The organism is Pseudomonas sp. H11T01 (genome assembly GCF_048515765.1).
In the GTDB taxonomy this organism is placed as follows: domain Bacteria; phylum Pseudomonadota; class Gammaproteobacteria; order Pseudomonadales; family Pseudomonadaceae; genus Aquipseudomonas.
The window spans coordinates 28,673-42,899 of record NZ_JBLYED010000033.1 but is presented as its reverse complement, the minus strand read 5'-3'; the positions used below and the strand labels follow the sequence as shown (position 1 = coordinate 42,899).

General features: G+C 58.3%; 14 protein-coding genes. 2 read left to right on the top strand and 12 right to left on the bottom strand.

Translation table 11 applies throughout. The features are described from left to right. Nucleotides 1-9 precede the first annotated feature (9 nt). The 6 genes from metC to ACN1C3_RS29105 all read right to left on the bottom strand — a co-directional run bounded on the left by metC (nucleotide 10) and on the right by ACN1C3_RS29105 (nucleotide 6,682). Nucleotides 10-2,775: a cystathionine beta-lyase gene (gene metC / locus ACN1C3_RS29130; RefSeq protein ID WP_419119169.1), complete on the bottom strand. Its 2,766-nt coding sequence runs from the start codon at nucleotides 2,773-2,775 to the stop codon at nucleotides 10-12. Between the two features lie 29 nt (nucleotides 2,776-2,804). Continuing rightward, nucleotides 2,805-3,401 carry a cysteine dioxygenase gene (locus tag ACN1C3_RS29125; protein WP_419119168.1) on the bottom strand — a complete coding sequence of 199 codons (597 nt, stop codon included), beginning with the start codon at nucleotides 3,399-3,401 and terminating at the stop codon, nucleotides 2,805-2,807. Between the two features lie 17 nt (nucleotides 3,402-3,418). After that, the gene (locus ACN1C3_RS29120) at nucleotides 3,419-4,255 is read right to left on the bottom strand and encodes an amino acid ABC transporter ATP-binding protein (RefSeq protein ID WP_419119167.1); all 837 of its coding nucleotides are present in this window, start codon (nucleotides 4,253-4,255) and stop codon (nucleotides 3,419-3,421) included. Beyond that, nucleotides 4,242-5,030, bottom strand: a complete 789-nt coding sequence (locus ACN1C3_RS29115; protein ID WP_419119166.1) for an amino acid ABC transporter permease — start codon at nucleotides 5,028-5,030, stop codon at nucleotides 4,242-4,244. The genes ACN1C3_RS29120 and ACN1C3_RS29115 overlap by 14 nt, the downstream gene beginning before the upstream one ends. Continuing rightward, complete coding sequence (locus ACN1C3_RS29110; RefSeq protein ID WP_419119165.1) at nucleotides 5,020-5,754, bottom strand: amino acid ABC transporter permease; 735 nt, start codon at nucleotides 5,752-5,754, stop codon at nucleotides 5,020-5,022. Before ACN1C3_RS29110 ends, ACN1C3_RS29115 begins: the two co-directional genes overlap by 11 nt. 85 nt (nucleotides 5,755-5,839) lie before the next feature. Next, nucleotides 5,840-6,682, bottom strand: coding sequence for a transporter substrate-binding domain-containing protein (locus ACN1C3_RS29105; RefSeq protein ID WP_419119164.1), 843 nt, complete (start codon nucleotides 6,680-6,682; stop codon nucleotides 5,840-5,842). Between the two features lie 262 nt (nucleotides 6,683-6,944). Here ACN1C3_RS29105 and ACN1C3_RS29100 point away from each other — a divergent pair, with 262 nt between their 5' ends. Beyond that, nucleotides 6,945-7,805, top strand: a complete 861-nt coding sequence (locus ACN1C3_RS29100) for a LysR substrate-binding domain-containing protein (protein ID WP_419119163.1) — start codon at nucleotides 6,945-6,947, stop codon at nucleotides 7,803-7,805. A gap of 17 nt (nucleotides 7,806-7,822) precedes the next feature. Here ACN1C3_RS29100 and ACN1C3_RS29095 read toward each other — a convergent pair whose 3' ends face one another. Continuing rightward, complete coding sequence (locus tag ACN1C3_RS29095) at nucleotides 7,823-8,278, bottom strand: Lrp/AsnC family transcriptional regulator (RefSeq protein ID WP_419119162.1); 456 nt, start codon at nucleotides 8,276-8,278, stop codon at nucleotides 7,823-7,825. 114 nt (nucleotides 8,279-8,392) lie between these two features. On the opposite strand from ACN1C3_RS29095, the gene ACN1C3_RS29090 reads away from it, so the two are divergent. Beyond that, a complete protein-coding gene (locus ACN1C3_RS29090) occupies nucleotides 8,393-8,986 on the top strand; it encodes a LysE family translocator (RefSeq protein ID WP_419119161.1) in 594 nt (197 codons plus the stop codon). A 72-nt stretch (nucleotides 8,987-9,058) separates the two neighbouring features. Here the strand turns inward: ACN1C3_RS29090 and alr are convergent, their stop codons facing one another. The 5 genes from alr to ACN1C3_RS29065 all read right to left on the bottom strand — a co-directional run bounded on the left by alr (nucleotide 9,059) and on the right by ACN1C3_RS29065 (nucleotide 14,203). Next, complete coding sequence (gene alr, locus ACN1C3_RS29085) at nucleotides 9,059-10,300, bottom strand: alanine racemase (RefSeq protein WP_419119195.1); 1,242 nt, start codon at nucleotides 10,298-10,300, stop codon at nucleotides 9,059-9,061. Between the two features lie 346 nt (nucleotides 10,301-10,646). Beyond that, nucleotides 10,647-12,074 (bottom strand): amidase, encoded by a 1,428-nt coding sequence (locus ACN1C3_RS29080; protein WP_419119160.1) that lies wholly within the window; start codon nucleotides 12,072-12,074, stop codon nucleotides 10,647-10,649. Nucleotides 12,075-12,078: 4 nt separating this feature from the next. Next, entirely contained in the window at nucleotides 12,079-12,762 is a 684-nt protein-coding gene (locus tag ACN1C3_RS29075; RefSeq protein ID WP_419119159.1) for an amino acid ABC transporter permease, read from the bottom strand. Next, nucleotides 12,759-13,415, bottom strand: a complete 657-nt coding sequence (locus ACN1C3_RS29070) for an amino acid ABC transporter permease (RefSeq protein ID WP_419119158.1) — start codon at nucleotides 13,413-13,415, stop codon at nucleotides 12,759-12,761. Before ACN1C3_RS29070 ends, ACN1C3_RS29075 begins: the two co-directional genes overlap by 4 nt. Next, a complete protein-coding gene (locus ACN1C3_RS29065; RefSeq protein ID WP_419119157.1) occupies nucleotides 13,415-14,203 on the bottom strand; it encodes an amino acid ABC transporter ATP-binding protein in 789 nt (262 codons plus the stop codon). Before ACN1C3_RS29065 ends, ACN1C3_RS29070 begins: the two co-directional genes overlap by 1 nt. Nucleotides 14,204-14,227 lie beyond the last annotated feature (24 nt).

The following is a 14,227-nucleotide window of genomic DNA, read 5'->3' as shown; positions in this document are numbered from 1 at the left end:
GTTTGCACCTCAGGTGTACGTTGCGGCAGCGAACCCGCGCGTCAAATCCTCAATCAACGCCTCGACGTCCTCAAGCCCGATATGCAACCGCAGCACCGGGTTCAATGCACGATCTGTGGCGCTGTTGCGATCCTGGGTATTGGCGACAGTGACCAGGCTTTCGTAGCCGCCCCAGGAAGCGCCCAGCCCAAACAACTGGAGCGCATCGATGAATCGCTCGACGTAGGTGGCGTCTGCGTCGTCGTGCAATTCGAACGAGAGCAATCCGTTACTGCCGTTGAAATCCCGCTGCCACAGGAGGTAGCCAGGGTGTTCGGGCAAGCCCGGATGGAAGACCTGTTTCACGTGTGGTTGCGCTTGCAGCCAATGGGCGATTTCCAGGGCTTGGCGCTCGTGCACCTCCAATCGCGGTGCCAGGGTTCGCGCGCCGCGCAGTACCAAATAGGCATCGTCGGGGCTGACCGTGCTGCCAAAGGTATCGCTCATGGCCGCCAGCGCCGGCCAGACCTCTTCCCGCGTGCAGACGCTGCCCATCACCACGTCGCTGTGACCGCACAGGTACTTGGTCAGGGCCATGATCGAAATGTCCGCCCCCAGGGTCAGCGGTCGATACAGATAACCCGAGCCCCAGGTGTTATCCACCGCCAGCAGGATGCCACGGGGTTTGCATAGCGCAGCGATGGCCGGCAAGTCGCTCAGTTCGTACAGCAGTGAGCCTGGCACTTCGGTGTAGACCATTTTGGTGTTGGCTTGCAGCTGCGCTTGCAGGTCACTGCCGTCAGGGGTGAAGTAGCTGACTTGAATGCCGAACGGCTGGAGAAAGTCAGCAGCCAGACGCCGCACCGGCGAGTACACCGCGTCGCTGATCAATACATGATCGCCAGGGCGCAAGTACGCCAGGAAGGTGTGGGCGACCGCCGCCAGCCCGGTGCCGAACAGCCGCGAGCGATAACCGCCTTCCAGTTCCGTCACCAAGTCTTCCAGGGCGAACGCCGTCGGATTGCCCCGGGCGCCATAACTCAGTACTCGTTCGCTGTCACGGCGAGCACGGGCGTCGCGCATTTGCGCCAGGTTGTCGAACAGCACCGTGCTTAAACGAGTGACCGGCACGTTGACGGCCCGACCGCCGCTGCCCTTTTCGGTACGCGCCGAATGCACCAGACGGGTGCGAACCCGGGTATCGCGGGTGGCTGGGGATGGCGCAGGCAGCGGCTTGAGACTGGCGATTTCGTCTTCGCTCATTTGCGCCAGCAAGCCGATTTCCCAGGCCAGATACTGACGCGCCGCCTCCTTGTTGCCGGAGTGACGGTCGTGGGTAAAGAACAGAAAATCGATGCACTGGTCAACGGACAGTGTGCTGGCATCCTCCTGCACTCTAAGACCCGCCGTGCGCCAGGCGCCGAGACCGCCGTCCAACAGCCGGATTTGCGCGCGCTGAGCTTCGGGCAATTCCAGTGCCGCGAAAGCAGCCAGCACCGGCTCATCGGCCAACAACACCAGTGGTCGCTGCTCACCGGCCACCCTGGCCGCCAGCAACGAACGGATCGACCAGCGCGACCCGGCGATATGGCCTTTGCGCCAGGCCATGCTCGGACGCAGGTCAATGAGTGCGACCGCGTCATCCTTGAGCGCATCGGCCAATCCCTGTGCCGTGATCAATGGCAACGCCTCGTAGGCGATAGCCTCAAGAGTGGGCAACGCCAGACCGCTGCTCACGCCCCCCGCCAGGACATAAGCCTCATGCCCCAACTGCCGGAGCCAACTGGCGACAATCGGTGCGCGAATGCCGTCACTGTCGATCAGCACCAGTCGCGCCTGACGCACGCCGACGTACAGATCGGTGGATTGAATCAACTGCCCGCCCGGTGTGTGTTGTGCACGCGGCAGACTGCCGGCGGCAAATTCCTCGGCGGTGCGCACATCGCACAGAAACAGGCTACGTCCGGTTTCTTTGGCCCACCGCTCGACCTGAGCCGCCTCAACGGGTTGCACCCCGGCTCGTTCGGCCAGTTGTGTAGCAGCATGTCGCTGCGCGGGCAATGCGGCCTGGGACACCTCGTCGGAATACCGTCGGGTACTGCCATGCTCTAACTGAAAATCTTCCAGATACCAGCCTTGAGTACCGTTTTCCAGGGCATAGATCGGGTTTTTCAAGCCCAGGTTGATCAACGTCTGAGCCCCGATAATGCTGCGGGTTCGACCGGCACAATTGACCACAATCGGCGTGCTGTCGTCCGGCACCAGATCGTGTATGCGATAACCCAATTCGCCGTTCGGACAGCAGATTGAGCCGGGAATGGTCATCTTGCGGTATTCATCGAACGGCCGACCGTCCAGCACCACCAGCGGTTCGCCACGGGCCTGCCATTCAGCCAGCTGCTGCGCGGTGACATGGGGCGTGTGACTGGCCTCCTCCACCAATTCGCCAAAGGCCTTGGAGGGCACATGCACACCGGCAAAAAGCTGAAAGCCAGCTGCCTGCCAGCCGTCGGCACCTCCGTCGAGAACATGCACACGACCATAACCCAGCGCGTGCAGACGCTGAGCCGAGCGCGCCGCAACGGCCCCACCGTCCTGGTCATAGATCACCAGCCGCACCTGAGGATTCGGCGCCAGACGTCGGACCTCCATCTCCAGGCGGCTGTAGGGCAGATTCACCCCAAAAAACAGGTGGGCTTCGCCATATTGGCCGTGCTCGCGCACGTCAAACAGGGCAATTTCCTGCCCGTCGAACAGCCATTGCTGCAGTTGCCCTGGGGTAACGGTCTGGCTCATGAGAGTCCCGTTTGAAAAGTACAGATCGATCATGACCAGGCCTTGATCGACGGCGCCATTTGCGAGGCGTTGTAATTGAGAATGCGCCCGTCGGCCTCGACCCCATAACGACCATTGAGGGATTCCAGCGGCAAACCATAAAGGTGGAAATGCAGAGTCGGTTGCTCGCCTTCGACACGAATGCCGTGCAGGTCTTCGCCGAGAAACGAGATCGATGTACCGGGCTGCACGATCACTTCTTTTTCCAGCTGCAAGGTGGTGAAGCCAGGCTCGCGACCTTCGTCAGTACGGCCGTAGACGTAGTTGATTTCCTGGCCTTCGACGGCGCTGATGATCGCCCAGGTTTCGTGGTTGTGGGGAATCGTGCTTTTGCCCGGCAACAGCGAGTTCAGGTAGAGCGTCGGTGTGTCGCCGTCGTCATTGAGACGGTAGCGGAACGCGGTGCTGCCCTGCCCTGGCACTGGTGCGGGGAACTCGGCGAAATTGAACAGATCGCGGCGCTCAGCCAGGGCTTCGAGCAAGGCGACGATGTCCACCAGCGCGGTGCGGTCGACGCCTCGTTGATTGATGACACGGATTTTCCTGAGGAAGTCCTCGATGACGACGGCACGGTTATCGGTACTCATGAATTAGCTCCTCTGTATTACACGGACAGGCTGTAGCGACTCAGGTTGGTCAACAGGTACGGATCAGTGCCGACGTGGGGCCGGCGTCCGGCATCCCCGAGGGCGTGGCGTAAAAACTCTTGGGTACGCTCACTGGTGGGGTGCTGAAAAATTTGCGTGGCGCTGCCGTGCTCGACGATCACACCGTTCTCAGTGAAGTAGACGATGTCGCTGATCTCTTCGGCGAAACGCATTTCGTGGGTCACCAGCACGCAGGTCATGCCTTCTTCAGTGAGCTCGCGAATCACTGTCAGCACCTCGCCGACGGTTTCCGGGTCGAGGGCCGAGGTCACTTCATCGAACAGAATCAGTTCTGGACGCATGGCCAGAGCCCGAGCAATCGCCACCCGTTGTTGCTGGCCGCCAGACAGTTGCCCCGGATAGGCATCGGCCTTGTGTTCCATGCGCACTTTGGCCAGCAAGGCACGGGCGTCTTTTTCAGCCTCAACCCGGTTGCGCCCCAGCACCTTGCGCGGTGCAATCACCAGGTTCTCCAGCACCGACAAATGCGGGAACAGGTTGTACTGCTGGAACACAAAACCCACGCGCTTGCGCAACTCGATGCGTTGGGCTTCCTGGGCCAGGGTGTGAACCTCGGTAGTGCCGACACGAATGGTGCCGCGCTGGGGCTGCAACAAACCGGTGATGCAGCGCAGGATCGTCGACTTGCCGGAGCCGGACGGGCCGATGATCGACACGGCCTGGCCGCGGTGTACGTCGAGGTCGATGCCCTTGAGCACCGGGTTGCTGGCGAACGACAGGTGCAAATCGCGCAGGCTGACCAAGGGCTCGTCGACGGTTTCAGTAGAAGGCATAACGTCGCTCCAGGCGTTGGGTGAGTCGGGAAATCGGGTAGCACCAGGCAAAGAACAGCACCAGCAGGCTCAGGTAAATCACCACGGTGAAGCCGGTCATGTTCACTGTATTGCTGGCGATCTGTGCGGTGTCGATCACGTCATGCACACCCACCAGGGACGCCAGCGCGGTGCCCATGGTGATCACTGCGTAGAGGTTCATCCACGGCGGCAACATGCGCTTGAAGCACTGCGGCAAGATGATCGAGCGAAAAATCTGCCCACGAGTGAACGCCAGCGAACGAGCAGCCTCCCACTGGGTGCTGGGGATCGAGGCAATGGCGCCACGAAAGATTTCCGCGACGTTGGAGCTCGCTGGCAAGGCCAGCCCAATGGTGACCTTGATCCAGTCCGGGAACGGGATATAGGCGCTGCCGATATGGATCTCGAACGGGAACACATAGGTGGTGAAATAGATCAGCACCAGCCAGGGCGCGTTACGAAACAGCTGCACCCAGATGCGCGCCGGCAAGCGCAGGAGCCCCAGCGGCGACAATGCCAGGGCGCCAACCAATAACCCCAGCAACGAACCCAGCGCGATCGCTACCAGACTGATCAGGATGTTCTGAGCAAACCCCACGACCAGGGCCGGCGACCATTGCAGCAATGCCTTGAACACCGGGCTGGCCGGGGCCACGAAGGTCAGCCAGAGCACCGCGGCCACCAACAGGAAAAGCTTGCCGACATGCCGACGGGGCCAGGCCACCGGCGCGGCAATGGATGAATCAATGGCCATAACCGGGCATCCTCAAACGCGCTTCGAGGTAGCGCCCTACACAATTGACGATGAAGCTGAGCAAACCGAAAAAGGTCAGGATCAGGATCATCAGTTCCAGCACGTTATCGCTCTGGGTCCAGATCATGATCGCCGCGTAGGTGATATCCCCGACAGCAATGGCTGAGGCCACGGCGGTCATCTTCACCAGGTCGATCAGGTTGTTGATCAGCGAAGGCAAGGCAAAGCGCAGGGCCAGTGGCAGTTGCACATTCCACAACAACTGTCGGCTGCTGAACGCCAAAGAGCTCGCCGCCTCCAGCGTCACGGCCGGCACTGCCTCGATGCCGGCACGCAAAGCTTCGGCATGGAACGCGCCCTTGTGCAGCGAGATCACAATCACCACCCAGGCGAACGGGGTCAGCGGGTTGGCCGCGCCGACGGCCTGGGTCAGCAGCATGTTCAGCACCAGGAACGCGCAATACAGTTGAACCAAAGTCGGCGTGTTGCGGGTGACTTCAACAAACACCCGTGCCGGCTTCACCAGCCAGGGGTTGCCCGAGGTCAGCATTGCCGCCAACCCGACGCCGGCCAGCAGACTGCCGACGATGGTGAACAGGCACAGCAGCACCGTGGTCAGCGCGCCCTGCTCCAGACTTCCTCGTTGATAGGCGTCCAGCAGAAAGCCGTAGTTCAGGCCGAACCCGGCGGCCCAATGGACAAAAAGCTCCAACCAGTGACTCATGGTTCGCCCCCTCGGTTCATGCACGACTACCTTGAACGACCGCCGGGCAACACGACGGTCTGTTGAAAACGATGAGGTGAACCGGTCAGGCACCGTTGGCCTGGAACTGTTTCTGCAATTCCACCAAGGCCGGTGACGCGGGGGTGATGCGGTTGCGGGTCTGGGCTTCGATCAGCCAGCCGCTGCGGTGCAGTTCCTTGACGATGGGATCGAGCCTGGCCTGGGTATCGCTTTCTCCGCGGCGGGTCCAGATCACCGAAGGGGCCGGGTTGAGTTCCGGGCTGAGCGCTCGATAGCCCTGCCATTCGGCGCTGTCGGCGATCAATGGGTTGATCAGCGTAGCGTCATGCACCGCCGCGACGCAGTTGTTGCCACGCAACGCGAGCAAGGATTCCGAGGAGCTCTTGAAGGCTTTGATCTCAACACCCAACTCGGTGAGTGGTTTGATGTAGCTGCTGCCCTGGGAAGTGCAGACGGGTTGATTCTTCAGGTCTTCCCAACGGCTGATCTTGCTGTCCTTGAGCACGGCAGCGGTACCGCCGACGCGGTAGAACGGCGTCGGCACAAAACCGAGGATCTCGCCGCGTTCGGCAGTCCATTCCATGTTGGCAATTAGCAAGTCAACTTTGCCCTGCTGCAAAAATTGCACACGATTGGCGGGCAATACCGGCACCAGTTGCACCTCCGCGCCCAGTTGCCGCCCCAGCTCCTGAGCGAGATCGACATTCAAACCCCGTGGCTTCTGGGTGCTCGGGTCGATACTGCCAAAGGGGCCGCCGGACAGTACAACACCCACCGTCAACACATGGCGTTGCTGGATCTTGTCCAGGGTTGCATCCGCCTGGGCAGCACCACTGGCGGCCAGTGAGATCAAGGCACCCAACATCACAGGCAACAATCGTTTAACGGGCGAGCGCTCGAGCAACATGGATTTCCCCTCATGAATGATCGGCGTACCCCGACCTGATGTGTGGGCATCCTAGGTACAGTCCTGATGTAACGGAAATTCAAATATCTAATATCGTTATAACTCTCCGTATTTCAATTTAGAAAAACCCCTAAAACCCCCCGTATTTATTGACGCTTATGGCTATGCCGTAAAAATTCGCCAAAAAACACATAAACAAATATAATGTTTATGTTCATGCCCTTGATATAACTCTTTATAAAAAGTAGCCCTGAGAATGGCCATGTCGACCCCACCTACCCTCGATCTCGAATTACTGCGCACCTTCATTGCCGTGGTCGATCACCACAGTTTTGCCGAGGCCGGCGCGCAACTGGCCCGCACGCAATCGTCGGTCACCCAACACATGCAACGCCTGGAACAACAAGTAGGAGTGAGTCTGTTCGAGAAGCGCGGGCGGCAAAAACAACTCACGGAAGCGGGGTTGCAGTTACTGCGTCATGCGCGACAGATGCTGTCGCTTAACGACGACGCCCTGAACTCCCTGCGCGAAAGCAGCTTGAGCGGTGTGTTGCGCATCGGCTCGCCCCATGACATCGCCGACACCATCCTGCCTCCGATCCTCAGCCACATCGCCCGCTCGGCACCCCGTTTGCGCCTGGAGATCGATGTCGGCCGCAGCCCGTTTCTGATGGAAGACCTGCACCGGGGCAAGGTCGACATGGTGATTTCCACCCGTGAAGACCCAAACCTCGAAGGCTTCGCCTTGCGCACATCACCGGTGTGGTGGATCTGCTCAGCGCAGTACATTCATAACCCCGGCGAACCCTTGCCGCTGATTCTCGTGGATGAGCCCAGCATCTATCGTCGCTATGCCCTTGAGGCTCTGGAGCGCGCCAATATTCCCTGGCGCCAGGCGTATCTGGCGTCGAATCTGATTGGCATCAAGGCGGCGATTCGTGCGGGGCTGGGCGTCACGCCCAGAAGCATGGAAATGCTCGGTCCGGACATGCGCGTACTGGGTGAAAATGACGGCCTGCCGCGCCTGCCGGACGTGACCTATCACTTGTGGATTCGGCCCAACACCGTGAATCCGCTGGTACGTCGGGCCTATGAACTGATCAGAAGCAGTCAGGGGCTCTGACGACCGATGCACTCAGCTTAATAGGGATTAATAGGTAAGCCACGAGTTGCCAGGCGAGTCGAAAGAACAACCGAAGTTTCGGTGCCCCCATATGAATCAAAGGAGGAAATTAACGTTTCCAGCGCAATCAATGAGGGCGCAACAACTTTAAGTACAAATGAAGCATCGCCCGTTACGTGATGGGCCTCTCGCACCTCAGGCATGCCCTCAATGACCGACAACACCTCGGCATAGCGTTCAGCAGGGACGTATAGCCTAATGAATGCTGTCACCGGATAACCAATGGAATGGCTATCGAGTTCAGCTCGATAGCCTCGCAGCACACCTCGATCTTCAAGCTTGCGAACCCGTTCGGCCACAGCAGGTGTTGAAAGACCCACGCGCCTTCCCAGTTCAGCAAAGCTCAACCGAGCATCCACCTGAAGCTCTGCTAAAAGGCGTTTGTCCAAGCGATCGAGAGGTCTGTCGGTCATTGGCATTGAAAACATGGATTGTTAGGTGCAGAGGCCTGCAAACCATCAAATCGCAATGGGATCCGCAGGGGTGAGCCATTCAAAATGGAGACCCCGAAAAAGGAGAATCCTGTCATGTTAATCAAAGGAATACTATTAGGCTTGGCCATTGCTGCTCCCGTCGGGCCGATAGGCTTACTGTGTGTCCAAAATACTTTAAGAGGAGGATTCAAGGCAGGATTTACCACCGGGATGGGAGCGGCGACAGCCGATGCGGCCTATGCATTGACGGCTCTATTTGGACTGACTGGATTATTGACGCTGATCGGTGATACCCGATACTTGCGGATAGCGGGTGCAGTTTTCTTTCTTTACTTGGCCTGGAAAACCTGGCGAAAAAAAGGTGACGTCACCACCACTTCATCAACAACCCGGGATCTTTGGGGTATGTACTCGACAACATGCCTGCTGACACTCTCCAACCCAATGACCATCCTGGGCTTCGTGACGCTTTTTGCTGGACTGGGAGTCAGCCAGTCAGACATGACAACTGGCGCACGGCTTGTACTGGGGGTATTTCTTGGGTCTTCCCTATGGTGGGCGGGCCTTGCGGGAGCCTGCGCGTCAGTCGTGAAACGATTGAACGCCTCTTGGTTAAAGTGGATAGATTACACCTCAGCCTTCCTGCTGGTCGCCTTCGCGTTGACGCTGCTGTATCAAGGGCAGTGACCCGCGACCATCACTGCCAACAGTTGCTACTGCGTGAGCGTTACCATCGCAGTAGCGACTAGACTCCACGGGTTAGTCAGAGACTTTATCTACCACCAGGGTTCTGGGATTGATACTCCCCCAAACGGTAGCAAGGTCCACCAGCAGTGTTCCACTGAGTTCTTCAAGTTCACTCTGGGCTATCTCACTGTCGCCTTGTTTACCGAAGAGCACAACCTGATCGCCAGCGTGTACAGCGGGGATATCTGTCACGTCCACCATGAGTGTATTCATGGAAACCTTCCCTACCACTGGAGCACGCTGCCCATCGATAAGGACAACGCCTTTATTGGTAAACGCTCGACGATAACCATCAGAGTAGCCCACTGGAATATTCGCAAGCTTTGAATCACGGTTCAGTGTCACCGTTCGGTCATACCCCACTGTATTTCCTTTAGGGTATTGATTAACAGACGCCACATATGACTTTACCTGCATGACCCGTTTGTACTCGGCATGCGAAGGTTCCATCATCCCATACAAGGCGCCTCCGGCACGTACCATGTCCAAATGCGACTCCGGCACTTCTAAAGTCGCGTAAGAGTTCGCGGCATGAAGGGTGATTTTGCTTCTATCCATGCCGGCAGTCTTTATCAGCCACGCCGTTTGCTCATTGAAAGCCTTAAGCCCTTGCCGAACATCATCTTTATCCTGCACCGCGAAGTGAGTCATGATTCCGACCAGTTCCAGGTGTGCCAAATGAGTGATCGCCAAGGCTTCTTGCCGACCTTGTTCAGTACTCATTTCCAGACCGTTACGACTCATCCCACCTGCGTTCAACGCCAAGTGAACCTTCAGGCGACGCCCATGCTTTTCAGCAATAGCGGCTGTTTCTCGAGCATAGTCGAGGCTACTGACTAACTCCTCTATCTTGTATGGCAATGCGCCTTCCACCTCGGCCAACGTCGCTGTACGCACTCGGACAAGTTCTCCCTTGAATCCGTTTTCACGGACAATTCGAGCCTCTTCATTGCTGGCAACGCCTACGCAGGGCACTTCCATTTTCATGATAGACGGCATCAATAACCCGACACCATGACCGTAGGCATCCGCCTTGAGGACGGCACAAAGCCTTGATTTATTCGTCAAGGTGTTCTGGAGCGTATGAATATTTTTTTCAAAAGCCGCTTTGTTGACCTCAACCCATGCATTACTCGTTGCTACGGCCCGTTCAGACTTAGCATTGTCCAACGAAAGCAGCGGTGCAGCCTGAACATGCCCCTGTCCTATAATCAGACCTAAAGAAAGAGCAATAACAGTTCGAGTGAAAGGCATACGATACATCTCCGGATACAGAACGTTGTTCATGACAACTAACGATTTGACGACACACATAACCCTGCGCAAGCCACTACCCGTCTAAGGAAATGGCCTGACTTTATTGGCGACGGGAGACGCCGCTGACAGCAACGAAAGCAAACTCAGCACAGGGCAAACAACGTTATTGAAACGCCATCCTTGGAGTTAACCTTTCTGATGAAATCTTTGATAACTCGCGAAATAACTGGGCAGATATATATTAAATTTTTATATGGATTTATAGGTGACACTTTCTAACCCCTACTCTAACTTTGGGCGTTGGCAGGGTGATACCCAGGGATAGTTCAGGCAGTTATATCCATCACGCTACTGCCTTGTCCGCCAGCTCCCAGCCCTCAGGCCGTAGCGTGTGCCAATCGCTGACCTGTTGATAGGCATGGCCGATGCGCAGAATCAGCGGTTCGGCGAATGCCCGACCCACAATCTGCATCGAGACCGGCATGCACTTTTCATCGAACCCGATGGGCAACGCCACCGAACACAGGTTCAGCAAGTTGGCGAACCGCCCTAACAAGGCCAGTGGCGTGCCATATTCATCGACCTCATCCAACGGCACACTGCCAATAGCGTTGGTCGGGAAAGCGCAGGCGTCTATGTTGATCATGGCCTCCTGCATGGCGTGCCGAGCCGCACGACGCTGATTTTGCAACTGGATATACGACGCTGCGTCGATGGCGCGACCACTGAGTACGCGACGTTGAACATGGGGGTCGAAACGCAGATCATCGCGCTCAAACAAGCTACCCAGACTGGCATAACCTTCGGCGCTCATAAGCCCACCCGCGATGCGCATGCACTGCTCCAACGAGGTGGGTAGCGGTTGCTCGATCAGTTGCATGCCCAGCGCAGCCAGCTGCTCGAGCCCCAAATCGTAAGCCTTCAACACTCCGGGAGCGACATGCGCTCGTTCGGCCTGTGGCAACACCCAGATGCGCAAACCGGCTACCGGCTGATTGAGACCGGCAGCGGCGCTGAATACAGGTGCCTGGGCCGAAACCGGATCCAGCGGATCCGGGCCCAGCAGTGCGTCCAGCATCCACGCCGCATCTTCAACGGTGTGGGTGATAGGCCCCACCGAATCCAGCGACGGACACAGCTCGATCAAGCCATGGCGGCTGATAAGCCCACGCGTGGTTTTCAACCCGACCAAGCCGCACATGCCCGCCGGAATCCGCACCGAGCCGCCAGTATCGGTGCCCAATGCAGCGCTCGCCAACCCACTGGCCACGGCCACGGCCGAGCCGCTGCTTGAGCCACCCGGAGCACGATGCACGTTACGGTCCCACGGGTTCCACGGCGTGCCCATCACCGCGTTGGTGCCCCAGCCACCGAAAGCGAATTCGACGGTGTGGGTCTTGCCAAGAATGATTGCCCCAGCACGCTCCAGGCGTTGCACTGCGGTGGCGGTCAAGCTCGATACACGTGGTGCCTGTGCCACTGATCCACCTGTGATGGCCTTGCCATCGATCTCGAACAAGTCCTTGATCGCCAGCGGAATGCCATGCAGCGGCCCCAGGTGTATACCGTTCGCACGCTGGCGATCAGCGGCGATGGCCGCGCTTAAAGCACGCGTGGGATAGGTCTCGACATAGGCATTGAGCTGCTCGTCAAAGCGCTCGATGCGCGCCAGTTGCGCACGAACCAGCGCTTCGCTAGTCAGCGATCCCGCCTGCAGCGCCTGCTGCAACTGGGCAATGCTGTGGGAAGTAACTCGATCTATGGTGCTCATATGTTCAACCTCGCACGGTTTTTCGCCCGCGTGAAAAGTGCTTTTCAAGCACACGCGACAGCATTGAAAGAGGGAAAGCGATCACAAAATAGAACAGTCCTACCAGCAGGAAGACATGCATGGGCAGGAAGGTTTCCGACGCGATGGCCCGCGCCGCCAGCATCAGCTCATCGGTGGCAATCAGGGCGCACAACGAGCTGTCCTTGAGGATCGACACGTAGGCGTTAAGCAGTGGCGGCAACATCCCGCGAATCGCTTGCGGCAGGATGACGGTGGTAAACGCTTTCATCGGCGTCAGTCCGATGGCGATGGCCGCTTCGCGCTGGCCGCGATGCAGCGAATCCAGGCCGCCACGGAGGATTTCCGCGACGTAAGCGGCGCCCTGCAAACCCAGACCGATGACCCCGGCCCAATAGCCGGACAACGTCAACCCCAGGCTGGGCAACGCGAAATACAGGGCCAGCAACAACGCCAAAAGAGGTACGGCGCGCATGCTCTGAATAAAGAACGTGGCCGACCGCTTGAGGATGACGCTCGGGCTTTTCATCGCCCAGGCCAACAACGCCCCCAGCATGGCCGCCAGAGCGAACCCCATCAGGGACAACTCGGCGCTGATCCGTGCACCGAGCAACAGGCGAGCGATCCAGTCGCTCCAGTACTCTGGGTATTGCTGAAAAAAACTGATCATCGCGCGCTCCCAAAATGACGTTCGAGCCGAATGAATCCAACTCCGATCGGTAAAATCATTGCGGCGTAGATGCACATCACAGCCAAATAGATCAGCGAAGTCTGGAAGGTGGAGGTCACCAGATTGCGCGCGAGAAACATGATTTCCGGCACGGCGATGGCCGAGGCGATGGACGTGTCCTTGACCAGTTGCGTGACGTAGTTGGCGAAAGCCGGCAACGTCACGCGCAGGGCCTGAGGCAAGAGGATGCAGCGCAGAATCTGCATCCGGCTCAGACCGACAGCCAGCCCGGCTTCATGCTGACCGACATGCAGCGACTGCAAGCCGCTACGGAAAATATCGGCCAACACCGCGCTGCCCACCAGACTCAAGCCAACGATGGCGGCCAGCCACGCGGGCAAGTTGATGCCAAGATAGGAGAGACCGAAATAGATCAGGAACAGATGCGCCAGCGCGGGAACATTGCGCATCCATTCAATGAAACAGCCGATCGCCCCATGCAACACCCGTGACCGACCGAACGTCAGCAATACCGCCAGTACTAACCCTCCGGCACTCGCCAGGAGCAAGGTACACAGCGCGATTTCCAGGGCGGTGAGCGCGCCTTTCAATAACAAGGGCAGTAGCCCGAGGAAGACTTCAACGTTCGCCATCAAGCGCCCTCCATGGCCATGCGCCCAAGAAAACTGCGGGTGCGCTCATGGCTGGGGTTGTCGATGACCTGTGCCGAAGGCCCTTGCTCAACAATGTGTCCGCCGTCCATGAAGATCACCCGATCCGCCACATCCCGAGCGAATCGCACTTCGTGGGTCACCATGATCATGGTGCGGCCCTCTTGCGCCAGCTCGCGAATCACGGCCAGTACTTCCCCCACCAACTCGGGGTCCAGCGCCGAGGTCGGCTCGTCGAACAGAATGACTTTAGGTTGTTGGGCCAACGCGCGGGCGATAGCGACCCGCTGTTGCTGCCCGCCGGATAATTGCTCGGGATAGACCTCAGCCTTGTGCCGCAGATGAACTTTTTCCAACATGGCGTCAGCCAGCTCATAGGCCTGCTTGCGCGGCATACCCTGTGCCTTGATCGGCCCCAGCGCGACGTTGTCGCGTACGCTCAAATGCGGCCAGAGGTAGAAGAGCTGGAACACCATCGCGATCTCGCGTCGCTGCGGAGCCATTTCCCGATCACTCATCAGACGTACGCGCTTACCGTCCTTGACCTGCCCGATCAACTCGTCGCCCAGCCAGATATCGCCTCGGGTGGGTTTTTCCAGGTAATTGATGCAACGCAGGCAAGTGGACTTTCCCGACCCGCTGGGGCCGATCAACGACAGGGTTTCACCGGCTTTCAACTCCAGGTTGATACCCTTGAGCACTTCCAGATCACCATAACTTTTGTGCAGGTCATGCACTCGCAGCAACGCAGGTTCGGACGGGGTCGACATCTTGGCTAACCTCTTTTTGTTATA

Coding starts and splice junctions, on each gene's coding strand:
- ACN1C3_RS29120 (WP_419119167.1), bottom strand. CDS start 4,255: ATGCCTTCTACTGAAACCGTCGACGAGCCCTTGGTCAGCCTGCGCGAT.
- ACN1C3_RS29070 (WP_419119158.1), bottom strand. CDS start 13,415: ATGGCGAACGTTGAAGTCTTCCTCGGGCTACTGCCCTTGTTATTGAAA.
- ACN1C3_RS29090 (WP_419119161.1), top strand. CDS start 8,393: ATGTTAATCAAAGGAATACTATTAGGCTTGGCCATTGCTGCTCCCGTC.
- ACN1C3_RS29115 (WP_419119166.1), bottom strand. CDS start 5,030: ATGGCCATTGATTCATCCATTGCCGCGCCGGTGGCCTGGCCCCGTCGG.
- alr (WP_419119195.1), bottom strand. CDS start 10,300: ATGCCTTTCACTCGAACTGTTATTGCTCTTTCTTTAGGTCTGATTATA.
- ACN1C3_RS29105 (WP_419119164.1), bottom strand. CDS start 6,682: ATGTTGCTCGAGCGCTCGCCCGTTAAACGATTGTTGCCTGTGATGTTG.
- ACN1C3_RS29125 (WP_419119168.1), bottom strand. CDS start 3,401: ATGAGTACCGATAACCGTGCCGTCGTCATCGAGGACTTCCTCAGGAAA.
- ACN1C3_RS29080 (WP_419119160.1), bottom strand. CDS start 12,074: ATGAGCACCATAGATCGAGTTACTTCCCACAGCATTGCCCAGTTGCAG.
- ACN1C3_RS29075 (WP_419119159.1), bottom strand. CDS start 12,762: ATGATCAGTTTTTTTCAGCAATACCCAGAGTACTGGAGCGACTGGATC.
- ACN1C3_RS29065 (WP_419119157.1), bottom strand. CDS start 14,203: ATGTCGACCCCGTCCGAACCTGCGTTGCTGCGAGTGCATGACCTGCAC.
- metC (WP_419119169.1), bottom strand. CDS start 2,775: ATGAGCCAGACCGTTACCCCAGGGCAACTGCAGCAATGGCTGTTCGAC.
- ACN1C3_RS29110 (WP_419119165.1), bottom strand. CDS start 5,754: ATGAGTCACTGGTTGGAGCTTTTTGTCCATTGGGCCGCCGGGTTCGGC.
- ACN1C3_RS29100 (WP_419119163.1), top strand. CDS start 6,945: ATGTCGACCCCACCTACCCTCGATCTCGAATTACTGCGCACCTTCATT.
- ACN1C3_RS29095 (WP_419119162.1), bottom strand. CDS start 8,278: ATGACCGACAGACCTCTCGATCGCTTGGACAAACGCCTTTTAGCAGAG.